Here is a 21,762-nt window from a genome sequence, read left to right as displayed (position 1 = left end):
GGTGGCGGCGTGAGCGATGCGGTGAGCGAGGGTTTCGTCCACCTGCGGGTTCGTTCCGCCTATTCGCTGCTGGAAGGCGCGATCAAGGCCGACAAGATCAGCGGCCTGGCCAAGGCGGCAGAGATGCCGGCGGTGGCGCTGACCGACCGGGCCAACCTCTACGGCGCTCTGGAATTTTCGGTCACCAGCAAGGACGCTGGCGTCCAGCCGATCATCGGATGCGCCCTGCCGGTGACCGGCATCGGCGGCCGGCAGGCAGAGCGCTGGGCCAAGGCGCCGACCATCGTCCTGCTCGCGCAGAGCGAGGCGGGGTACCTCAATCTCAGCGAGCTCTCGTCGTTCTGCTACCTGGAATCCGACGACGGCGGCGACGTGTCGGTGGCCTGGGAGAAGGTCGCGGCGCGTGCAGAGGGCCTGATTCTGCTGTCGGGCGGCGTCGATGGTCCAGTCGACCCGCTGATGGCCGCCGGAAAGGTGGAGGAAGGGCAGGCGGCGCTGGCCGAGATGGCCCGAGTCTTCGGCGACCGGTTCTATATCGAGCTCCAGCGTCATGGGATGCCGGCGCAGGCGGCCGCCGAGGGCGAACTGGTCGCCTACGCCTACGATCACGACATCCCGCTGGTGGCGACCAACGACGTCTATTTCGCCAAGGAAAGCATGCACGAGGCGCACGAAGTGCTGCTGTGTATCGCTGACGGCGCCTTCATCAGCCAGGACGAGCGGCGGCGGGTGACGCCCGAGCACTGGTTCAAGCCGGCGGCCGACATGCGGGCGCTGTTCGCCGACCTGCCGGAAGCCTGCGACAACACCCTCGACATCGCACGCCGCTGCGCCTTCATGGTGAAGAAGCGCGATCCGATCCTGCCGCGGTTCAATACGGACGGCGGTCGTTCCGAAGCCGACGAACTGGCGCACCAGGCGCGCGAGGGCCTGAAGATGCGGATCGCCCGGGGCCAGGCTGCGGCCTTCCCCGCCGCAGACTACGAAGCCAGGCTGGAGCGGGAGATCGGGGTCATCACCCAGATGGGGTTCCCCGGCTACTTCCTGATCGTTTCGGACTTCATCAAGTGGGCCAAGGCGCACGACATTCCGGTCGGGCCGGGGCGGGGCTCGGGCGCTGGTTCGCTGGTGGCCTATTCACTGACCATCACCGACCTCGACCCGCTGCGCTACGGCCTGCTGTTCGAGCGCTTCCTGAATCCGGAGCGGGTCTCGATGCCCGACTTCGATATCGACTTCTGCCAGGAGCGGCGGGAAGAGGTCATCAGCTACGTCCAGGGACATTACGGGCGTGACCGGGTGGCGCAGATCATCACCTTCGGCACCCTGCAGGCGCGGGCCGTGCTGCGGGACGTGGGGCGCGTGCTGCAGTTGCCGCTGGGGCTTGTCGACCGCCTGGCCAAGATGGTGCCGGCCAACCCGGCCAATCCGGTGACGCTGGCCAAGGCCATCGAGATTGAGCCACGCCTGCAGCAGGCCAAGCGGGAAGACGAGGCGGTCAAGCAGCTCCTTGAGACCGCGCTGCAGCTGGAGGGCCTCTACCGCAACGCCTCGACCCACGCCGCCGGCGTGGTGATCGGCGACCGGCCGCTGACCGAGCTGACGCCGCTCTATCGCGATCCGCGCTCCGAGCTGCCGGCGACCCAGTTCAACATGAAGTGGGTGGAGAGCGCCGGCCTGGTGAAGTTCGACTTCCTAGGCCTGAAGACGCTGACGGTCATCGACCGCGCGCTGAAGTTCCTGGCCAAGCGGGGCGAGACGATCGATTTCGCGACCCTGCCGCTGGATGACGAGCCAGCCTACGAGGTGATGTCGAGCGGTGGGACCGTGGGGGTGTTCCAGCTTGAAGGCCAGGGCATGCGCGACACCCTGCGCCAATTGCGCCCCGGCTCGATCGAAGACGTCACCGCCGTGGTCTCGCTCTACCGGCCAGGCCCGATGGACAACATCCCGGCCTTCATCGACTGCAAGTTCGGACGTCGCGAGATCGACTATCTGCACCCGAGCCTGGAGCCGGTGCTGAAGGAGACCTACGGCATCATCGTCTACCAGGAACAGGTGATGCAGATCGCCCAGATCCTGGCTGGCTACAGCCTCGGTGAAGCCGACCTGCTGCGCCGGGCGATGGGCAAGAAGAAGAAAGAGGAGATGGAGCTGCAGCGCGCACGCTTCGTCTCCGGGGCCTCCGCCAAAGGCGTGCCGGCCGAGCAAGCCGGGTCGATCTTCGACCTTGTGGACAAGTTCGCAGGCTATGGTTTCAACAAGAGCCACGCGGCGGCCTACGCCTATGTCTCGTACCAGACAGCCTGGCTGAAGGCGAACGCGCCGGTCGAGTTCTACGCGGCCTCGATGAGCCTCGATATCTCCAACACCGACAAGCTGGCGGTCTTCTACCAGGACGCCAAGCGGTTCGGCGTGAAGGTGCGCAGCCCGGACATCAATGTCAGCGCCGCCGACTTCGAAGTGGAGAACGGGGAGGTGCTTTACGCCCTGGGCGGCATCCGCAACGTCGGCCTCCAGGCCATGGAGCATGTGGTCGCCGTGCGCCAGGAGGGCGGGCCGTTCCGCGACATCTTCGACTTCGTCGAGCGGGTCGATCCCAAGCAGGTGAACAAGCGCGCCTTCGAAACCCTGGCGCGGGCAGGGGCCTTCGACTCCATCCATCCGGACCGCGCCCAGCTCGTGGCCATGGCGGACGTGCTGGTGGGGCATGGGCAGAGCATGGCTGCCGACCGCGCGTCGTCGCAGGGTTCGCTGTTCGGCGGCGACCAGGCCGAGGCGCAGCGGCCGCGAATTTCGAAGGTCGAGCCCTGGACCCCCGTTCAGCGACTGGACGAGGAACTGGCGGCGGTCGGCTTCTATCTGTCGGGCCACCCGCTGGACGACATGGTCACCGCCCTGCGCCGTCGCCGCACCGATCTTCTGGCCGACGTGTTGCCTAAGGCCGAGGCTGGTGCGGAAGCCTTCAAGATGGCGGGGGTCGTGCGCCGCAAGCAGGAGCGGGCCTCACAGTCCAGCGGTGAGAAGTTCGCCTTCGTGACCCTGTCGGACCCGACCGGCGAATACGAAGTGCTGTTTCCGCCGGAGTCGCTGCGCAAGTGCCGGGACCTGCTCGAGCCCGGCAAGGCCGTGGCGATCAAGGTGCGAGCCAAGGCGAAGGATGGGGAGGTGCGTTTCTTCGGCGACGACGCCGAGCCTGTGGACAAGGCTGTGGAGAACGCTGTGGCTGGATTACGTGTCCACGTCACGCCGCGCAGCGCCGAGGTGGAGGCGCTGAAGCGCCGCCTGGAGAATGTGTCCAACCCGCGGGGCGGGGAGATCATCCTGGTCGCCGGGATCGACGGCGGCCGCGAAGTGGAGATGAAGCTGCCGGGCCGGTTCTCGCTGGACGTGTCGGTGCGCGGCGCCCTGAAGACCGCGCCCGGGGTGATGTTCGTCGAAGACCTCTGAGCGCGCTCAGCGCAGATCGATATAGGTCCGCGGCTTCATCGGCGCTGGATAGGAGTCGACTCCGCCACGGGGCGAATAGACCGACATGGGCTTGTAGGGCTTGAAGAGCTGTCCCTGCGGCGGCTTGGGCGCCGTATAGTTCGGGATCGTCCGATTGGGCATTGGCTTGAACGACGGAGAGGCTTTCGCTGCGAACGCTGGCCACGGTCGCCCTCTTTCGTCGTAGACGACGTAACCGCTTGCGCCCGCCATGATCGAAAGGCCGAGGCCCAGCGCTATGATAGGTGTCATCTTCGCTCTCCCACTCGCGATGGGTGAGCTTGAGAGCGGCGCTCGGTAATAGTCAAGCTTACGCTCGTCACAGGCGAGACTTGCATTTTCGGCGTTCAGCGCCTATTTGGCGCGTCATTCCACACGCAGGTGTTTGGCGACGGTCGGGGAGACATCCCGCCGCACCCATTCCGGTCCTCCGAGAGGAGGGTTTGCCTGCGGAGGTTAACCGGAAAAAGGACGAAAAGCCGATGGCGCTTCCTGAATTCTCCATGCGTCAGCTCCTGGAAGCTGGCGCCCACTTCGGCCACCAGACCCACCGCTGGAACCCGAAGATGGACCGCTACATCTTCGGTTCGCGGTCGAACATCCACATCATCGACCTGTCGCAGACCATTCCGCTGCTTCACCAAGCTCTGGTGAAGGTGCGTGAAGTCGCCGCCTCGGGCGGCCGCGTGCTGTTCGTCGGCACCAAGCGCCAGGCTTCCGAACCGGTCGCCGAAGCCGCCAAGCGCTCGGCCCAATACTATGTGAACCACCGTTGGCTGGGCGGCACGCTCACCAACTGGCGCACCGTCTCGGCTTCGATCCAGCGCCTGCGCGAACTGGAAGGCCTGCTGGAAGGCGAAGGCCAAGGCCGCGGCAAGAAAGAGCTGCTGCAGATGACGCGCGAGCGCGACAAGCTCGAGCTGAGCCTGGGCGGCATCAAGGACATGGGCGGTATTCCGGACCTGATGTTCGTGATCGACACCAACAAGGAAGCGATCGCGATCAAGGAAGCCCGTAAGCTGAACATCCCGGTCATCGCGATCCTCGACACCAACTGCGATCCGGACGGCATCACCTATCCGATCCCTGGCAACGACGACGCCGCCCGCGCGATCCAACTGTATTGCGACCTGCTGGCCGACGCCGTCCTGGACGGCCTGGCCGCCGGTCAATCGGCCGCTGGCGTGGACCTGGGCGCTTCGGTCGCCCCGATCGAGCCGACGTTGGCCCGAGAGCTTTCGCCGGAGCCCGAAGCGGCCCCCGGCGTGGAGGCTCCGGCCGAAGACCAACCGCAAGCCTAAGAGCGCTCCGGCGCTTGGCAGCTTGACGTCAAACGATCATGACCGGGTCCTATCAGGGGCCCGGTCATACCCATTCTGACCTTTTTTAAAAGGAGCTGACCATGGCGGAGATCACCGCTGCGCTGGTCAAGGACCTGCGCGAGAAGTCCGGCGCCGGCATGATGGACTGCAAGAAGGCCTTGCAGGAGAACAACGGCGACATGGAAGCGGCCGTCGATTGGCTGCGCACCAAGGGCCTGTCCAAGGCCGCCAAGAAGTCCGACCGCGCCGCCGCGGAAGGCCTCGTCGCCGGCAAGCTGAGCGATGACGGCAAGACCGGCGTGCTGGTCGAATTGAACGCCGAAACGGACTTCGTTTCGAAGAACGAGCTGTTCCAGACCGCCGCGCGCGATTTCGCCGTCGTCGGCCTGGAAGTCGAAGGCGTCGAGGCCATCACCGCGGCCAAGACCGCCAAGGGCGAAGTCGTTTCCGACGTGATCACGAACCTGATCGCGACCATCGGCGAGAACATGCGTCTGCGTCGTTCGGCTCGCCTGGCGGTCGGCGAAGGCGCCGTCGCCCTCTACCTGCACAATGCGCAGGGCGAAGGCGTGGGCCGTCTCGGTGTTCTCGTGGCGCTGGAAAGCACCGGCGACCAAGCGGTCCTGAAGGACGTGGGCCGCAAGATCGCCCTGCACGTCGCCGGCACCCCGACCCCGCCGCTGGCCCTGGCCGAGGGCGACCTCGATCCGGCGGCCGTCGAGAAAGAAAAGAAGTTCCTGACCGACCAGGCTCTGGAATCGGGCAAGCCGCTGGCCGTCGTCGAGAAGATGATCGAAGGCCGGATCCGCAAGTGGCAGGAAGAAGTGGTGCTCCTGAAGCAGCCCTTCGTCATGAACCCGGATCAGACCATCGAGCAACTGATCGCCGAAACCGCCAAGCAAGTCGGCGCGCCGGTGACCGTGAAGGCTTTCGTGCGCTTCGCCCTGGGCGAAGGCGTCGAGAAGAAGCAGGACGATTTCGCCGCCGAAGTGGCGTCGATGACCGGCCAAGGCTGATCCAGCCATATTTTAGCGTCCCCAGGGGCGCCGTACGTTCGACGCGTACGGCGCCCTTGGTTTATGTAGTACCAGCCAGATTCTCGACCGGAGCCGCCCATGCCCGACGCCAAGCCCCGCTACAAGAAGATCCTCTTGAAGATGTCGGGCGAGGTCCTGATGGGGGATGCGCTTTTCGGGATCGACACGAAGACGATCGAGGCGGTCGCCGAGGACATCAAGGAAGTCATCGACCACGGCGTCGAGCTGTGCCTGGTGATCGGCGGGGGCAACATCTTCCGCGGCGTCTCCCTGGCCGGCAAGGGCATGGACCGCGCCAACGCCGACTACATGGGCATGCTCGCCACGGTGATGAACGCCCTGGCGCTGCAAGGCGCGCTGGAGAAGATCGGCGTCTACACCCGGGTGCAGTCGGCCATCCCGATGGACGCGGTGTGCGAGCCCTACATCCGCCGCCGGGCGCTGCGGCATCTGGAGAAGGGCAGGGTGGTGATCTTCGCCGCCGGCCTGGGCGCGCCTTTCTTCACGACCGATACGCCGGCCGCCCTGCGCACGGCCGAGATGGGCTGCGATGCGCTTTTCAAGGGCACTAGCGTCGATGGCGTCTACACCGCGGATCCGAAGAAGGATCCGAGCGCCCAGCGTTATGACACCCTGAATTATCAGGAGGTGCTGGCCAAGGACTTGCGGGTCATGGACGCGTCGGCCATCGCCCTCATGCGTGACAACCAGATCCCCATCGTGGTCTTCTCGATCCGCGAGCGGGGCAACTTCCTCAAGGTTCTGAAAGGCCAAGGCGTCTTTACGACGATCGCCTAGGTCTTTCGTTCGTTACACGACATATCCAGGAGAAGATCCTATGGCTGCTGCGGAAAAGCCGGTCCTTAGTAAATACCGGGACCGCATGGACAAGGCGATCGCGGCCCTGAAGGACGAGTTCGGCAGCCTTCGCACCGGCCGCGCCTCGGCCAGCCTGCTGGACCAGGTAATGGTCGAAGCCTACGGCTCGACCGTGCCGTTGAATCAGGTCGCCGCCGTGAGCGTGCCTGAGCCGCGCTCGATCAGCGTCAGCGTCTGGGACCGCGGGACCGTGGTTTCGGTCGAGAAGGCGATCCGCAATGCGGGCCTGGGCCTCAATCCGGTCGTGGACGGGCAGAGCCTGCGCATCCCGATCCCGCCGCTCACCGAGGAGCGGCGCAAGGACCTGGCCAAGCTGGCCGGCAAGTACGCCGAGCAACAGAAGGTCGCGATCCGCAACGTTCGCCGGGACGCCAACGACGACCTTAAAAAGGCCGAGAAGGACAGCGTCATTACGCAGGACGAACAGCACCGGATGGAAGGCGAGGTCCAGAAGTTCACGGACGAGGCTATCAAACGCGTGGACGAAGCCTTGAAAACCAAAGAACAAGAGATCATGCAGGTCTAGTCCGCCGGGATGTCGGCAAAGGACGCTTAGGAACCCCATGGCCCCAATCGATCACGAGGAGGCTACGCCGCACGCGCCGCTACACGTGGCGATCGTGATGGACGGCAATGGGCGCTGGGCGAAGCGGCGGGGCCTCCCGCGCCAGCTTGGCCATCCGAAAGGTGTGGATGCGATCCGCCGTGTGGTGGAAGCCGCGCCCGACCATGGCGTGGGCTGGCTGACGCTCTATGCGTTCTCGACCGAGAACTGGCGCCGGCCGGCCGGCGAGGTGGCCGAGGTCATGCGGCTGCTGAAGCTCTACGTGAACTCCGATCTCGAGAAGCTGGCGCGCAGCGGGGTGCGGATCCGCATCCTGGGCCGCCGGACAGGCCTGCCGCCGGACGTGGCCGAGATCGTCGAGCGCGCAGAGCGCCGCACCGCCGGCAACGACAAGTTCTTCCTGCAGGTCGCCTTCAACTACGGCGGCCGCGCCGACCTGGTGGACGCCGCCCGCGCCCTGGCGGCGGACGTCGCCTCGGGCCGACTGGCGCCGGAGGACATCAGCGACGAGTTGCTGCAGGCCAAGCTCTCCACCGACGGCCTTCCGGATCCGGACCTGGTGATCCGGACCAGCGGCGAGCAGCGCCTGTCCAACTTCCTGCTCTGGGAAAGCGCCTATTCGGAGTTCGTCTTCCAGGACGTCCTCTGGCCCGACTACAACGCCGAATACCTGCGGGCGGCGATCGACGAGTACAACAAGCGCGAGCGGCGCTACGGCGGCGCCGTGGCCGATGATGTCCTTGCCGCGGGCTAGGCGCTTCGACTGGTCCAATCTGGGCGTTCGGGTGGCGTCGGCGGCGGTTCTCGTGCCGGCGGTGCTGGCGGCCGTCTGGTTCGCCGATCTTCCCGGCTTCCGATGGGCGTTCCTGGTGCTGGTGGCGGTCGCCGTGGCGCTGCTGTCCATCGAGTGGGGCGAGATGACCGCCCCCAAGGCGCCGGTCCGGGTCTCGGCGGCCCTGACGGTGGCGGTGCTGGCCGGGGCCTTCCTGGCGTTCCAGGGCCGAATGCCGCTGGCCTGGACCGCAATGGCGCTGGGCGCGGCCGCCGCGGCTCTCGTGGCGCGCGGTGTTTCGGAGCGGCCGGCCAACGCCGCATTCGGCGTGATCTATCTCTCGATCCCGGTGATCTGCCTGGTCTGGCTGCGGGGCATGCCGGAAGGCCGGCAGTGGACGGTGCTGACCCTGGCCGTGGCCTGGTCCGCCGACATAGCCGCCTATGCGGTCGGCAGCGCTCTTAAGGGGCCCAAGCTCTGGCCGCGTTTCTCGCCCAACAAGACATGGTCCGGCTTCATCGGCGGACTGGTCGCCGCTGCGGGCGCGGGGGCGGCCATGGCGGCATTCAGCGCCATCGTGCTCAGCATTCCGGCCGGGGCGCTAATCGGCCTCGTGGGCGGGCTCGCCACCATGGGCGGCGACCTCTGGGAGTCGATGCTCAAGCGCCGGTTCGGCGTGAAGGATTCCGGGGACCTGATCCCTGGGCACGGCGGTCTGCTCGACCGCGTGGATGGGCTGATGTTCGCCGTGGTCGTGCTGGCCGCCGCGCGCCTGATCAATCATTGGGGATGGGCGCATTGAGCTTGCCACGCCGCGTCAGCGTATTGGGTTCCACCGGTTCGGTGGGCGTGTCGACCCTCGACCTGCTGGACAAGGCCGGGGCCGAGGTGGAGGTCACGGCCCTCACCGCCGGCCGTAATGTCGAGCGCCTGGCCGAGCAGGCGCTGCGCTGGCGGCCGCGGCTGGCGGTCATCGAGGACGAGGCCAAGCACGCCGAGCTGCGTGACCGCCTGAAGGGCTCCGGCGTCGAGACCGCCTGCGGCGCGGAGGCGGTGGCCGGAGCGGCGGGCGAGGACGCTCAATGGGTGATGTCCGCCATCGTGGGCTTTGCTGGCCTTCCCCCGACCATGGCGGCGGCCAAGGCGGGATCGGTCGTGGCCTTGGCCAACAAGGAAAGCCTGGTCTGCGCCGGCCCCTCGCTGCTGCGAACGGCGAAGTTCGCCGGCGGCGCCGTCATTCCGGTGGATTCCGAGCACTCGGCGATCTTCCAGGTCCTGGACCCGGCCAACGCCCAGCATGTGGCGCGGCTGATCCTGACCGCCTCGGGCGGGCCGTTCCGCGGCTGGTCGCTGGAGCAGATGGAGCACGCTACGCCCGAGCAGGCGGTCGCCCACCCCAAGTGGGACATGGGCGTGAAGATCTCGGTCGATTCCGCCACCATGATGAACAAGGGCCTGGAGATGATCGAGGCGGCCTACCTGTTCGCCATGCCGGCCGAGCGCGTCGACGTGCTGGTGCATCCGCAATCGATCATCCACAGCCTGGTGGAGTACGCGGACGGATCAACCCTGGCGCAACTTGGACCGCCCGATATGCGCACCCCGATCGCCTGCGCCTTCGCCTGGCCCGACCGCCTGCCATGGCCGGCGCCGAAGCTCGATCTGGCGGCGGCCGGGCAATTGACCTTCGAAGAACCCGACCTGCGCCGTTTTCCCGCCTTGAAGATCGCCAAAGAAGCATTGGCGGCCGGTGGGGCCGCGCCTGCGGTGATGAACGCCGCCAACGAGGTCGCCGTGGCCGCATTCCTTGACCGGAAGATCGGGTTTCTCGATATTGCCGCCACGGTGGCTGAGACGCTCGAACGCGTCGAAACGCACGGCCTCGCCATGGGGGAGGGGGGCGACACGCTCGAAAAGGCCCGGCTTACCGACAAGACGGCGCGCAGCGTCGCCGGCGAAGTCGTCGCAGGACGCAGCCGCTAGGGCTTCGGGAGGAACACGCCCTTGCTCGATTTCATCCTCACCCCCGCGATCTTCGTCATCTCGTGCGCCCTGGTGCTCGGGCTGGTGGTGACGATCCACGAACTGGGGCACTTCCTGGCGGCCAAGGCCTTTGGCGTGGCCATCGACCGCTTCTCCATCGGCTTCGGACGGTCGATCACCTCCTGGAAGGATCGCTCCGGCGTCGAGTGGCGGGTCGGCTGGATCCCCCTGGGCGGCTATGTCAAATTCAAGGGCGACGAGAACGCTTCGAGCGTCCCCGACGGTGAAGACCTCGAGGAGATGCGTCGCGCCATCGAGCAGCGCGAGGGACCCGAGGCCGTCGCGCGCTATTTTCATTTCAAGCCGCTGTGGCAGCGAGCCATCGTCGTCGCCGGCGGTCCGATCGCCAATTTCGTGCTCGCGGTGGCGCTGTTCGCCTCGCTGCTCATGGCCTTCGGCCAATACTCCTTGCCGCCGAAGATCGCTTCGGTGCAGGCCGGCAGCCCCGCCGAACTAGCCGGATTCCGGGCCGGTGACCTGATCGTCATGGCCGACGGACGCCGCATCAAGGCCTTCGACGAGGTCGCGGAGATCGTCCAGGTTCGCGCCAACGTGCCGATCGACTTCGTGGTCGAGCGGGCAGGGCGCCAGGTGGCGATCACGGCCACCCCGGCTTGGGTCGAGCGCAACGATGAGCTGGCCGGCAAGCACCGTCAGGGTCAGCTAGGAATTGCGCCAGCGCAGTCGCCGAGCGATTTCGTCCATGTTCGCTACAATCCGCTGCAGGCCCTGCAGGGCGGCGTCGAACGCACGTGGCGGACGCTGGAGACCACGGTCTACTACCTCGGCCGCATGGTGACCGGGCAGGTTTCGCCAGATCAACTGAGCGGTCCGCTGGGAATCGCGCGAATCTCAGGCAAGGTGGCGCAGGCAGGAGCCGAAGGCGCGCCGAACCTTGGGGGCATGATCCTGGGCGGCGGCGTAAATCTCCTGCAACTGGCGGCTTTCGTCTCGGTAAGCATCGGCTTCATGAATTTGCTGCCGATTCCCGTGCTGGATGGAGGCCACCTGCTGTTCTACGCCTATGAGGCGGTGGCCCGCAGGCCGCTCGCCGCAAAGGTGCAGGCGGCGGGCTATCGCGTTGGGCTTGCGCTGCTGCTGGGATTGATGTTGTTCGCGACCTGGAACGATCTGCAGCAACTGCGTGTGTTCAAATTTCTCGGCGGCGTCCTTTCCTGACCCGCTTCTTTCCGTTGACGGCTGATACGATGCAAAGACCCCGCGCCCGCCGCGCCGCGCTCGCCTCCGGCCTCGCCCTCCTGACGGGCTCGACCGCGCTTGTGGCGCCAGGCGTCGTCCTGGCTCAGGAGGCCACGCCGACCCAACCCGGGACCCGGGCCGCCGCTGTTCCAGTGGAACCGCCGGCTGCGGCTCCGACCTCGGCAGGCCTCCAGCAGGCCGGCGTCGTCCAGCGCATCATCGTGCGTGGCAACGAGCGCATCGAGCAGTCGACGATCCTGTCCTATCTGCCGATCCAGCCGGGCGAGACCCTGGACCCGGAGAAGGCGGACCTGGCGCTGAAGGCTCTGTTCCGCACCGACCTCTTCGCCGACGTGAAGATCGAGCTGCAAGGCTCGGACATGGTGGTGACGGTCACCGAGAACCCGATCATCAACAAAGTGGTGTTCGAGGGCAATTCGGGGCTCAAGGAAGACAAGCTGCGCGACGAGGTGACCGTGCGTCCGCGCGGTATCTTTACCCGCGCCAAGGTGCAGCAGGACGTTCAGCGCATCGTCGAGCTCTATCGCCGGTCGGGCCGCATTTCGGCGACGGTGACGCCGAAGATCGTCGAACTGCCGCAGAAGCGCGTCGATCTCATCTTCGAGATCAACGAAGGCCCCAAGAGCGGCGTATTGCGCGTCAACTTCCTCGGCAACAAGGCGTTCTCGGACAATGACCTGCGCGATGTGATCGCGACCGAGCAGTCGAGCTGGTACAAGTTCTTCTCGAGCAACGCCAACTACGACCCTGACCGCCTAGAGTACGACAAGGAGCAACTGCGTAAGCACTATCGCAACCGCGGCTTCTACGACTTCCGCGTGGTTTCGGCGGTCGCCGAGCTGGCGCCTGACAAGAACGGCTTCGTCGTCACCTTCACCATCGACGAAGGCCAGGAATTCCGCTTCGGCAATATCAGCGTCGAAACCGAGCTGCAGAAGCTCGACAAGAACCTGCTGCAGAGCCTGATCCCGATCCGCAGCGGCGAGATCTATCAGGACCAGCGGATCGAGGCGGCGACCGACACCCTGACCTTCGCCGCCGGCGCCGCCGGCTTTGCGGCGGTGGATGTGCGGCCGCGATATACGCCGAACCGCGAGACGGGCTTGGTGGACGTGGTCTTCCAGGTGCGCGAAGGCCCGCGGGTCTATGTCGAGCGCATCGACGTGACCGGCAACACCCGTACGCTGGACTACGTGATCCGTCGCGAAATGAACCTGGTCGAGGGCGACGCCTATAACCGCGCGCTGGTCGACCGTTCCCGCAACAACATCCGCGCCCTTGGCTTCTTCAAGGACGTGACCATCGACGAGGCGCCTGGCTCGGCGCCCGACCGCACCACGCTGCAGGTGAAGGTGGAAGAGCAGCCGACGGGCGAGCTGTCGTTCAGCGCCGGCTATTCGTCAGTCGACCAGTTGATCCTCGACCTCGGCGTGACGGAGCGGAACTTCCGCGGCCGCGGGCAAAGCGTCCGCGGACGGGTATCGGTCGGTTCGCTGCGTCAGCAGGTCGATCTGGGCTTTACCGAGCCGCGGTTCATGGGCCGCGACCTGGCCGCCGGCGTCGATCTCTATTCCTATCGCATCGACTGGACGGACTTCGCCAGCTACAAGACGGTCACTATCGGGGCCAACCTGCGCGCCAGCTTCCCGCTGACCCTTAACTCGCGTCTCTCGACCCGGTACACGTTGCGTCAAGAAGACGTTCAAATGCCGCTCGAGTATTGCGACACCAGCAGCCCATTCTATTCGCTGTCTCTGTGTTCGCAGAACGGCAAGTTCCTGACCTCGCTAGTCGGCTATACCTATCTGTACGATCGCCGGAACGACCCGATCAATCCGACCCGTGGCTACAGCTTCGACTTCAGTCAGGATTTGGCCGGCTTCGGCGGCGACGTGAAGTATCTGAGCACCGAGGCGAGCGCCAACTGGTACCACGGCTTCACCAAGGACTTCATCCTGAGCGTGAACGGCCAGGCCGGCTACATCGCCGGTTGGGGCGGCGATACGATCCGCATCAACAGCCGCTTCTACAAGGGCGGCAACACTTTCCGGGGCTTCGAGGTCGCCGGTATCGGTCCGCGCGACACCAACGCCGGCCGGACCGACGCGATGGGTGGCCGAGCCTACGCCATCGGTACGGTCGAACTGGCGGTGCCGACCTTCTTGCCCGAGCAATACGGGATCAAGGCGGCGCTGTTCACCGATTTCGGCACGCTCGGCCTCTTGGACGACAAGGACAAGATCAGGGCCGACGGCACGCGCGATCCGCTGATCTACGATGATCTTTCGCTACGCGCTTCGGCCGGTCTGTCGATCCACTGGCGGTCTCCTATGGGCCCGATCAGATTCGACTTCAGCCAAGTTTTGGCCAAAGAAGACTACGACAAGACCGAAACGTTCCGGTTCTCCACCTCAACCAGGTTCTAATTTTCCATATGACGATCAAAGCCCTTGTTGCGGCGACTTGCGTCGCCGCCATCACTGCTTCCGTGTCGAGCGCTGCCTTCGCTCAAGCGGCGCCTGCCGCGGCTCCGGCCGTCAACCATGGCCCCGCGCTGCCGGGCGTTTGCGTGCTCTCGCTGGAAGGGGCCATCACCACCTCGACCGTCGGCGGCTACGTGCAAACCCGTCTTCAGCAGATCGCCACGCAGGTTCAGGCCGAGCTGAAGGCCGAGGACACCGCGCTGCAGAACGAAGCCAAGACCCTCGAAGGCCAGCGCGCCAGCCTGGACCAGAAGACCTTCGAGCAACGCGCCACCGCGCTGCAGACCAAGGCGACGGCTTTCCAGCGCAAGGCTCAGCTCCGCGAGCGCGAACTGGGCGCCACCCAGCAGAAGGCCCTGGGCCGTGTCGGTCAGGAACTCGACCCGATCATTCGTCAGGTCTACCAGCAGCGCCAATGCAGCATGCTGCTGAACCGCGACTCGATCGTGATCGCGAACCCGGCGATGGACATCACCCAGCCGGTCGTGACCGCCCTGAACGCGAAGATCCAGCAGTTCTCGTTCGATCGTGAGCGCCTGGACCAAGCCGCGGCGCCTGCGCAAGCGCCGGCCGCGGCGGCGACGCCCCGCAAGTAAGCGCGACTCGCGATAAAGGCGGGTCGAGCGAGGATTCCTATGCCCGACCCCCGATTCTTCGAAGACCTTGGCCCCGTCACTCTCGCCGAACTGGCCGGCGTGGCGGGCGCCGAGCTTTCTGACCCCGCCAAGGCCGATGTCATGGTCCGTGGGGTCGCCGCCCTGACGGGCGCGCAGGCCGATACGGTCACCTTCCTGACGGACAAGAAGCACGGCCCCGAGCTGGCCGCCTCCAAGGCTGCGGCGGTTTTCGTGTCCGCAAGGGACAGGGAGCTTGCGCCGGCAGGCTGCGTCGCGCTGATCACGGCCACGCCCCAGGCGGCCTATGCCGCGGCGGCGAACCGGCTGCATCGTCCCCGCCGACATGGCGTCGCCGAGGCCGTGGCGCCTGACGCTATGCTGGAGGAGGGCGTCGTCCTGGCGCCGGGCGTGGTGGTCGGACCTGGAGCACGCATCGGCGCGCGGACCGAGATCGGCGCCAATACGGTCATCGGGCCTGGCGTGGCCATCGGGCGCGATTGCGTCATCGGCGCCAATGTCACCATCGGTTTCGCCTTGCTGGGCGATCGGGTGCGGGTGCTGGCGGGGGCTCGCATCGGCGAGCCCGGCTTCGGCGCTGCAGGTGGCGCCAAGGGCGTGGTGGACATTCCCCAACTCGGCCGCGTCATCTTGCAGGACGGCGTCACGATCGGCGCCAATAGCTGCATCGACCGTGGGGCGTTCGATGACACCGTGATCGGCGAGAACACCAAGATCGACAACCTGGTCCAGATCGCCCACAACGTGCGCGTCGGGCGGAACTGCGTGATGGCGGCCCATACCGGGATTTCCGGCAGCGTCACCATCGGCGACGGGGCGGCCTTCGGTGGCCGGGCGGGCGTGGCGGACCACGTCACCATCGGCGATGGAGCCCAGGTGGCCGCCGCCGCGGGGGTATTTCGAGACATTCCGGCCGGCGAGACCTGGGGCGGCGTGCCCGGTCAGCCGATCCGGCGTTGGATGAGGGAGGTGGCCTGGCTCTCGCGCTCGGCCAACCGTAAGGGGACGGAGCAATGAGCAACGACGTGGCCGCGGGCGAGGTGTCGATCGACATTTCGGAAATCATCAAGCGGATTCCCCACCGTTATCCGTTCCTGCTGGTCGACCGCGCCGAGGCGTATCGGGCCCATGAATCCATCGTGGGCGTCAAATGCGTGACCATCAACGAGCCGTTCTTCCAAGGGCACTTCCCTGAGTATGCGGTGATGCCCGGCGTGCTGATCGTCGAAGCCATGGCCCAGACCGGCGCGGTCCTGATGTCCAAGTCCCTGGACGTGGATCCGGCGGGAAAGACCATCCTGTTCGCTTCAGTGGACAACTGCCGGTTCCGCAATCCGGTTCGCCCCGGCGACGTCCTGCGCATGTACGTGAAGGTGCTGCGCGCCCGAGGCGGCCTCTTCAAGTTCGAAGGCAAGGCCATGGTTGGCGACAAGATCGCCGCCGAAGCCGAGTTCGCCGCAATGTTGGTGGAGACGCCATGAGCATCCAGGTCCATCCCAACGCCATCGTAGATCCCAAGGCCGAACTGGCCGAGGGCGTCTTCGTAGGGCCGTTCTGCACCGTCGGGCCGGGCGTCAAACTGGGAGCGCGGACCAAGCTTGTCTCGCACGTCGTCATCGACGGGCGAACCGAGCTGGGTGAGGACAACGTCGTCTATCCTTTCGCCATGCTGGGCGGGCCGCCGCAGCACACTGCCTACAAGGGCGAGGAAACCCAACTCATCGTCGGCGACCGCAACCTGATCCGTGAGCACGCCACCATGAACACCGGCACGGCCGGCGGCGGTGGCGTCACTCGGGTGGGGTCCGATGGCCTCTACATGATCGAGAGCCATGTCGGGCACGACTGCGTCATCGGAGACAATGTGATCCTGACCAAGCAGGCGACCCTGGGCGGTCACTGCGAGATCGCCGATTTCGTGATCATCGGCGGCCTCGCGGCGGTGCACCAGCGGACCCGCGTAGGGCGTCACGCCATGGTCGGCGGCCTGGCCGCGGTCGTGAAGGACGTGATCCCCTATGGCTCGGTCTGGGGCAACCATGCGCACCTGGAGGGCCTGAACCTCCTTGGGCTAAAGCGCCGCGGCTTCTCGCGCGAGACGATCAACACCATGCGGGCGGCCTATCGCCTGCTGTTCGCCGACGAGGGAACCTTCCAGGAGCGCCTGGATGACACTGTTGAGACCTATTCGGATGTGCCGGAGGTGATGGAGATCGTGGACTTCATCCGCGCCGACGCCAGCCGGCCGCTCTGCCTGCCGGAGCGAGAGGTCTAGCATGTCGAAGCTGGGACTGATCGCCGGCGGCGGCGCGCTGCCGGTCGAGCTCGCTCAGCACTGCGAACGCGCAGGGCGGCCGTTCTTCATCGTGCGGCTGAAGGGCTTTTCCGGACCCGAGATCGCGCAGTATCCGGGCGTCGATATCGGCGTGGCCGAGCTGGGCAAGTGCTTCAAGGCGCTGAAGCGGGCCGGCTGCAAGGCGGTGACTCTGGTCGGAACCGTCGATCGGCCGGACTTCAAGACGCTGGCGCCTGACCTGCGCGGGCTGGTGGCCTTGCCAGGCGTGATCGCCGCGGCGCGCAAGGGTGACGATGCCTTGCTGCGCCAGTTGCTCGGCGAGTTCGAGAAAGAGGGCTTCGCCGTCGAGGGAGCGCACGAGGTGATGGGCGACCTGACCCTGCCGGCCGGCCCGCTCGGCGCCGTTTCGCCGACGCCCGAACAGATGGCCGACGTCTATCACGCCCTGAAAGTCGCCCGCGCCATTGGCGAACTGGACGTGGGGCAGGGGGCCGTCGTCTGCGACGGTCTGGTGCTCGCGGTCGAGGCCCAGGAGGGCACTGACGCCATGCTGCGGCGGGTCGCCGAGCTACCCCATAGCATCCGCGGCGTTCCCGAAGCCCCGCGCGGCGCGCTGGCCAAGGCGCCCAAGCCGATCCAGGAGACCCGCATCGACCTGCCGACCATCGGTCTGAACACCATCCAGCGTGCGGCAAAGGCCGGCCTGGCGGGGGTAGCCGGGGAGGTCGGCCGCCTGCTGGTGCTGGATCGTGACGCCGTGATCGAACTGGCCGATGAGCTCGGGCTGTTCGTGGTGGGCGTGGAGCCGCCCGAAGCGTCGTGACCCGCCCGCTCTGCGTGATGCTGGTGGCCGCGGAGGCCTCTGGCGACGATCGCGGCGCGGGGCTCGCCAAGGCCCTGCGCGCGCGCCTGGGGGAGAAGGTCCGCTTCGTCGGGGTCGGAGGAGAGCGCATGTCCGCGGAAGGGGTGAAGAGCCCCTTCGATATCTCCGAGCTTTCGATCCTCGGCCTGCTCGAGGGCCTGATGGCCTATCCGAAGGTGAAGGCTCGCGTGGCCGATACGGTCGCCCTGGCAGCGCGCGAGAAACCGGATGTGGCGATTTTGATCGACTCCTGGGGGTTCACCCTGCGGGTCGCCGTCGGCCTGCGGAAGCTCGATCCCAAACTGCCCCTGATCAAGTACGTGGCGCCCCAGGTGTGGGCGACGCGGCCCGGGCGGGCCAAGACCCTGGCCACCAGCGTCGATCACCTGCTCTCGATCCACGTCTTCGACGCGCCCTATTTCGAGGCCGAAGGCTTGCCGGTGACCTTCGTCGGCAATTCGGCGCTGAACATCGACTTCTCCCAGGCAGATGGCGGCCGCCTGCGGGCGCAGCTCGGCATCTCGCCTGAGACGCCGGTCCTACTGGTGCTGCCGGGCAGCCGGCCGGGGGAGATCACCCGGGTCCTGCCGCCGTTCGCCGAGGCGGCGGCGATCCTCAAACATGAGCGGCCGGACCTCGAGGTGGTCATTCCGGCCGCGCCGACCGTGGCGGCGAGCGTCCGTGAGGCGGCGGCCTCCTGGGCTCACGTCGTCGAGGGCGAGACCGCCAAGCTCGACGCCATGAAGGCCGCGACCGTCGCCCTGGCCTGCTCGGGGACGGTGACGACCGAATTGGCGCTCGCCGGCGTGCCGATGGTGATCGGTTACCGGCTGGGAGCCATGACCCACGCCATCCTCAAGCGCCTGATCCGCACGCCTTACATCACGCTGTTCAACATCGCCGCCAAGGCTTTCGTCGCGCCAGAACTGGTGCAGGACGACTGCAACGGTCCGGCCTTGGCGCGCGAGATTGGCAAGCGGCTAGACGATCCGGACCTGCGCAAGGCTCAGGCGGCCGCTCAAAGCGAGGCCCTGCTCAAGATGGGCCGCGGCGGCCCCGACCCTTCGGAAACGGCCGCCGACGCGGTGTTGAAGCTGCTGGGCGAGAGAGCCAAGACATCAGGTCCTGATGACCGAGCCGGTCAAGCACCGGCCGGAACTGATCGCGCACATAGGCGGTGAACTGGGCGCGCGACGCCATACTTCAATGCTCAGGACGCCCTGATCGTCGAAGCCCGCCAAGTGCACCAGGCCGCCCGGCGGATCGGCCAAGCAAGCAAAAGGCCCCGCCAGCGAACTGACGGGGCCTGATTGCGGTCTCGAAGTCGAGGCTTAGCGCTTGTCGACCGCGACGTAATCGCGCTGCGCGGCGCCGGTGTAGATCTGACGCGGACGGCCGATCTTCTGCGCCGGATCCTCGATCATTTCCTTCCATTGGCTGATCCAGCCGACCGTACGGGCCAGGGCGAACAGCACGGTGAACATCTCCGGCGGGAAGCCGAGCGCGCGCAGTGTGATGCCCGAATAGAAGTCGACGTTCGGGTAAAGCTTGCGCTCGACGAAGTACGGGTCGTTGAGGGCGATCTTTTCCAGTTCGATCGCGATCTTCAGCAGCGGGTCGTCCGAATGGCCGACTTCCGCCAGCACTTCGTGGCAGGTCTGCTGCATGACCTTCGCGCGCGGGTCGTAGTTCTTATAGACCCGGTGGCCGAAGCCCATCAGGCGATAGCGACGATCCTTCACGCCTTGGACGTACTCGGGGATGTTTTCCACCGAGCCGATCTCGGCCAGCATGTTCAGGGCTTCTTCGTTCGCGCCGCCGTGGCTCGGGCCCCAGAGACAGGCGATGCCGGCCGCGATGCAGGCGAACGGGTTGGCGCCCGACGAACCGGCCAGACGGACGGTCGAGGTCGAGGCGTTCTGCTCGTGGTCCGCATGCAGGATGAAGATGCGGTCCATGGCGCGGGTCAGCACCGGGTTCGGCTTCCAGTCCTCGGCCGGGACCGAGAAGCACATGCGCAGGAAGTTTTCCGAGAAGGACAGGTCGTTGCGCGGATGCACGAACGGCTGGCCCTTGAAGTACTTGAACGCCCGGGCCGCGATGGTCGGCATCTTGGCGATCAAACGGTGCGAGGAGATGATCCGTTGTTCCGGATCTTCGACGTTGGTGCTGTCGTGGTAGAAGGACGACAGGGCGCCGACAGCGCCGACCATGATGGCCATCGGGTGCGCGTCGCGGCGGAAGCCGGCGAAGAACCTGTCGAACTGGTCGTGCAACATCGTGTGGTAGGTGATGTTGTGCTGGAAGGTCTCGAACTCCTTGGCGTTCGGCAGTTCGCCGTTCAGCAGGAGGTAGCAGACTTCCAGGAAGCTCGACTTCTCGGCCAGTTGGTCGATCGGGTAGCCGCGGTGCAGCAGGACGCCCTTGTCACCGTCGATGAAGGTGATCTTGCTCTCGCAGCTCGCCGTCGAGGTGAACCCGGGGTCGTAGGTGAAGACGTCAGCCTCGGCGTAGAGCTTTCGAATGTCGACGACGGCCGGGCCGTCGGTTCCCTTGAGGATCGGCAGCTCGACCGACGTGCCGCCGAAACTCACCTTAGCCGTTTCGCCCATGCCATTCCTTCCGTAATTCAAAAGTTAAAAACGCCCGAAATTGAGGCCTTATAGCGCCTTATGCGGGCTGTGAAAGCGCGTCGTCGAGGCGCCCTAAACTTTCCTGTTTCCCAAGGCTCACAAGGGCTCCGGCGAGGTCCGGAGCCGGCGAGCCGCCGGAGATCACGCCGCGTAAGGCCGGACCGATCTTTCCAAGCCCGACGCCCTCGCTTTCGGCGAAGCCGCGGATGGCCTTTTCGAGCGTCGGGACGTCCCAGTTCGGTTGCGAATCCAGCGCCGTTCTCAGCCGGCGCAGGCGCGCGGAGGTCTCCTCGTTGAGCATGCCTCTGATCTTTTCAGGTAGCTCCAGCGGCCGGCGCTTGAGGGCGAAGACGGTGGCGTCGGCGAGTTCCAGAAGCGTCTTGGCGCCGTCGCGCACCAGAGGAACGGTGCGTTCAATGATCGCTTCGTCGCCGTCGTGCAGGTGGAAGTCGCGGCTCTTGTGGACCTTGGCCACCAACCGGGCCAGGCGGACGGGGGCGGCCTGGCGGATATAGTGGTTGTTCAGGTGGTTGAGCTTATCCCAGTCGAGGCGGGCGGGGGCGCCGACCACGTCCTTGACGTCGAACCAGGAGATGGCCTGCTCGTCGGAGAAGATCTCGTCGTCGCCATGTCCCCAGCCCAGCTTGGCCAGGTAGTTGCGCATGGCTTCGGGCAGATAGCCCATGTCGTCGAATTCGCTGACCGCCTGCGCGCCGTGGCGCTTGGAGAGCTTGGTCCCGTCCGGTCCGTGGATCAGCGGCAGGTGAGCCCAGACCGGAACCTCCCAGCTCATGGCCTGATAGATGAGGGTCTGGCGGGCGGCGTTGTTCAGGTGGTCGTCACCCCGGATGACGTGCGTGATGCCCATGTCGTTGTCGTCCACGACGACCGCGAGGTTGTAGGTCGGGGTGCCGTCGGAGCGCAGCAGGATGAGATCGTCCAGGGTCTTGTTCTGGAATCGGACCTCGCCTTTCACCTGGTCGTTGACAATCGTCTCGCCTTCGAGCGGGCTCTTCAGGCGCACGACGTAGGACTGGCGGTCGTCATAGTTGCCGGCGCCGCGATCTCGCCAAGGCGAACGGATCACCCGGCCTTCGGCACGCGCCGCTTCGCGTTCGATTTCCAGCTCGTCCGGCGTCATGTAGCAGCGATAGGCGGTGCCGCGTTCGAGCATCTGCTCGACCACCTCACGGTGGCGGTCGGCGCGCGCGAACTGGAACACCGGCTCGGCGTCCGGCTTCAGCCCCAGCCAGTCGAGACCGTCGAAGATCACCTGCACGGCCGCCTCGGTGGAACGCTCGCGGTCGGTGTCTTCGATACGAAGCAGGAACTTTCCGCCGGTATGTCTTGCGTAAAGCCAGTTGAAAAGCGCCGTCCGGGCCGTGCCAATGTGCATGGAGCCGGTGGGCGAGGGGGCGATCCGGGTGACGACGGGGCGGTCGGGCATCGAGTTGGAGACTGTTACTTCAGCAGGCGCGTCTGAGCTGCGCGCGGCGCCTATTAGCACGGTCGAAGCCGGGCGTCC

At 66.2% G+C, this 21,762-nt stretch carries 19 protein-coding genes; 16 read left to right on the top strand and 3 right to left on the bottom strand.

The genetic code is table 11. The features are described from left to right. The first annotated feature begins 9 nt into the window (after positions 1-9). Positions 10-3,450, top strand: coding sequence for a DNA polymerase III subunit alpha (gene dnaE / locus ABID41_RS13510; protein ID WP_331931619.1), 3,441 nt, complete (start codon positions 10-12; stop codon positions 3,448-3,450). 6 nt (positions 3,451-3,456) lie between these two features. On the opposite strand, the gene ABID41_RS13505 is transcribed toward dnaE, so the two are convergent. Continuing rightward, complete coding sequence (locus tag ABID41_RS13505) at positions 3,457-3,741, bottom strand: hypothetical protein (protein WP_331931618.1); 285 nt, start codon at positions 3,739-3,741, stop codon at positions 3,457-3,459. Positions 3,742-3,971: 230 nt separating this feature from the next. On the opposite strand from ABID41_RS13505, the gene rpsB reads away from it, so the two are divergent. The 15 genes from rpsB to lpxB all read left to right on the top strand — a co-directional run bounded on the left by rpsB (position 3,972) and on the right by lpxB (position 18,785). Then, on the top strand, positions 3,972-4,790 hold the full coding sequence (gene rpsB, locus ABID41_RS13500) for a 30S ribosomal protein S2 (protein WP_331931617.1): 819 nt from the start codon (positions 3,972-3,974) through the stop codon (positions 4,788-4,790). A gap of 101 nt (positions 4,791-4,891) precedes the next feature. Then, the gene (tsf, locus tag ABID41_RS13495; protein ID WP_331931616.1) at positions 4,892-5,827 is read left to right on the top strand and encodes a translation elongation factor Ts; all 936 of its coding nucleotides are present in this window, start codon (positions 4,892-4,894) and stop codon (positions 5,825-5,827) included. 99 nt (positions 5,828-5,926) lie between these two features. After that, the gene (pyrH, locus tag ABID41_RS13490; protein ID WP_331931615.1) at positions 5,927-6,646 is read left to right on the top strand and encodes a UMP kinase; all 720 of its coding nucleotides are present in this window, start codon (positions 5,927-5,929) and stop codon (positions 6,644-6,646) included. A gap of 40 nt (positions 6,647-6,686) precedes the next feature. Next, the gene (frr, locus tag ABID41_RS13485; RefSeq protein WP_331931614.1) at positions 6,687-7,253 is read left to right on the top strand and encodes a ribosome recycling factor; all 567 of its coding nucleotides are present in this window, start codon (positions 6,687-6,689) and stop codon (positions 7,251-7,253) included. 37 nt (positions 7,254-7,290) lie between these two features. Beyond that, positions 7,291-8,046, top strand: coding sequence for an isoprenyl transferase (locus tag ABID41_RS13480; RefSeq protein ID WP_354297857.1), 756 nt, complete (start codon positions 7,291-7,293; stop codon positions 8,044-8,046). Continuing rightward, positions 8,024-8,866 (top strand): phosphatidate cytidylyltransferase, encoded by an 843-nt coding sequence (locus tag ABID41_RS13475; RefSeq protein WP_331931612.1) that lies wholly within the window; start codon positions 8,024-8,026, stop codon positions 8,864-8,866. Before ABID41_RS13480 ends, ABID41_RS13475 begins: the two co-directional genes overlap by 23 nt. Next, on the top strand, positions 8,854-10,047 hold the full coding sequence (gene dxr, locus ABID41_RS13470; RefSeq protein ID WP_354297856.1) for a 1-deoxy-D-xylulose-5-phosphate reductoisomerase: 1,194 nt from the start codon (positions 8,854-8,856) through the stop codon (positions 10,045-10,047). The genes ABID41_RS13475 and dxr overlap by 13 nt, the downstream gene beginning before the upstream one ends. Positions 10,048-10,068: 21 nt before the next feature. Further along, entirely contained in the window at positions 10,069-11,286 is a 1,218-nt protein-coding gene (gene rseP, locus ABID41_RS13465; RefSeq protein ID WP_354297855.1) for an RIP metalloprotease RseP, read from the top strand. Positions 11,287-11,315: 29 nt separating this feature from the next. Beyond that, positions 11,316-13,754, top strand: coding sequence for an outer membrane protein assembly factor BamA (bamA, locus tag ABID41_RS13460; protein WP_331931609.1), 2,439 nt, complete (start codon positions 11,316-11,318; stop codon positions 13,752-13,754). Positions 13,755-13,897: 143 nt separating this feature from the next. Further along, positions 13,898-14,407 carry an OmpH/Skp family outer membrane protein gene (locus ABID41_RS13455; RefSeq protein ID WP_354297854.1) on the top strand — a complete coding sequence of 170 codons (510 nt, stop codon included), beginning with the start codon at positions 13,898-13,900 and terminating at the stop codon, positions 14,405-14,407. 39 nt (positions 14,408-14,446) lie between these two features. Then, entirely contained in the window at positions 14,447-15,463 is a 1,017-nt protein-coding gene (gene lpxD, locus ABID41_RS13450) for a UDP-3-O-(3-hydroxymyristoyl)glucosamine N-acyltransferase (protein ID WP_331931607.1), read from the top strand. Continuing rightward, positions 15,460-15,927: a 3-hydroxyacyl-ACP dehydratase FabZ gene (gene fabZ, locus ABID41_RS13445; protein ID WP_354297853.1), complete on the top strand. Its 468-nt coding sequence runs from the start codon at positions 15,460-15,462 to the stop codon at positions 15,925-15,927. Before lpxD ends, fabZ begins: the two co-directional genes overlap by 4 nt. Before the next feature lie 2 nt (positions 15,928-15,929). Continuing rightward, on the top strand, positions 15,930-16,721 hold the full coding sequence (lpxA, locus tag ABID41_RS13440) for an acyl-ACP--UDP-N-acetylglucosamine O-acyltransferase (RefSeq protein WP_331931628.1): 792 nt from the start codon (positions 15,930-15,932) through the stop codon (positions 16,719-16,721). Position 16,722: 1 nt separating this feature from the next. Next, the gene (lpxI, locus tag ABID41_RS13435; RefSeq protein ID WP_331931605.1) at positions 16,723-17,565 is read left to right on the top strand and encodes a UDP-2,3-diacylglucosamine diphosphatase; all 843 of its coding nucleotides are present in this window, start codon (positions 16,723-16,725) and stop codon (positions 17,563-17,565) included. Further along, a complete protein-coding gene (gene lpxB / locus ABID41_RS13430; protein ID WP_354297852.1) occupies positions 17,562-18,785 on the top strand; it encodes a lipid-A-disaccharide synthase in 1,224 nt (407 codons plus the stop codon). Before lpxI ends, lpxB begins: the two co-directional genes overlap by 4 nt. A gap of 150 nt (positions 18,786-18,935) precedes the next feature. Here the strand turns inward: lpxB and gltA are convergent, their stop codons facing one another. Both gltA and gltX read right to left on the bottom strand, forming a co-directional pair. Continuing rightward, a complete protein-coding gene (gene gltA, locus ABID41_RS13425; protein WP_331931603.1) occupies positions 18,936-20,216 on the bottom strand; it encodes a citrate synthase in 1,281 nt (426 codons plus the stop codon). A gap of 58 nt (positions 20,217-20,274) precedes the next feature. Beyond that, positions 20,275-21,684, bottom strand: coding sequence for a glutamate--tRNA ligase (gltX, locus tag ABID41_RS13420; protein ID WP_331931602.1), 1,410 nt, complete (start codon positions 21,682-21,684; stop codon positions 20,275-20,277). Between the last annotated feature and the right edge of the window lie 78 nt (positions 21,685-21,762).

This window comes from Phenylobacterium koreense (assembly GCF_040545335.1).
GTDB lineage: Bacteria > Pseudomonadota > Alphaproteobacteria > Caulobacterales > Caulobacteraceae > Phenylobacterium > Phenylobacterium koreense.
This window is presented reverse-complemented; position numbering and strand designations above follow the sequence as displayed.

Bases quoted from the DNA above. Each gene is read 5' to 3' on its own strand.
- lpxI (WP_331931605.1), top strand. From the start codon at position 16,723: ATGTCGAAGCTGGGACTGATCGCCGGCGGCGGCGCGCTGCCGGTCGAG.
- gltX (WP_331931602.1), bottom strand. From the start codon at position 21,684: ATGCCCGACCGCCCCGTCGTCACCCGGATCGCCCCCTCGCCCACCGGC.
- tsf (WP_331931616.1), top strand. From the start codon at position 4,892: ATGGCGGAGATCACCGCTGCGCTGGTCAAGGACCTGCGCGAGAAGTCC.
- lpxD (WP_331931607.1), top strand. From the start codon at position 14,447: ATGCCCGACCCCCGATTCTTCGAAGACCTTGGCCCCGTCACTCTCGCC.
- ABID41_RS13505 (WP_331931618.1), bottom strand. From the start codon at position 3,741: ATGACACCTATCATAGCGCTGGGCCTCGGCCTTTCGATCATGGCGGGC.
- gltA (WP_331931603.1), bottom strand. From the start codon at position 20,216: ATGGGCGAAACGGCTAAGGTGAGTTTCGGCGGCACGTCGGTCGAGCTG.
- dxr (WP_354297856.1), top strand. From the start codon at position 8,854: ATGGGCGCATTGAGCTTGCCACGCCGCGTCAGCGTATTGGGTTCCACC.
- pyrH (WP_331931615.1), top strand. From the start codon at position 5,927: ATGCCCGACGCCAAGCCCCGCTACAAGAAGATCCTCTTGAAGATGTCG.
- frr (WP_331931614.1), top strand. From the start codon at position 6,687: ATGGCTGCTGCGGAAAAGCCGGTCCTTAGTAAATACCGGGACCGCATG.
- fabZ (WP_354297853.1), top strand. From the start codon at position 15,460: ATGAGCAACGACGTGGCCGCGGGCGAGGTGTCGATCGACATTTCGGAA.
- rpsB (WP_331931617.1), top strand. From the start codon at position 3,972: ATGGCGCTTCCTGAATTCTCCATGCGTCAGCTCCTGGAAGCTGGCGCC.
- ABID41_RS13475 (WP_331931612.1), top strand. From the start codon at position 8,024: ATGATGTCCTTGCCGCGGGCTAGGCGCTTCGACTGGTCCAATCTGGGC.
- ABID41_RS13480 (WP_354297857.1), top strand. From the start codon at position 7,291: ATGGCCCCAATCGATCACGAGGAGGCTACGCCGCACGCGCCGCTACAC.
- bamA (WP_331931609.1), top strand. From the start codon at position 11,316: ATGCAAAGACCCCGCGCCCGCCGCGCCGCGCTCGCCTCCGGCCTCGCC.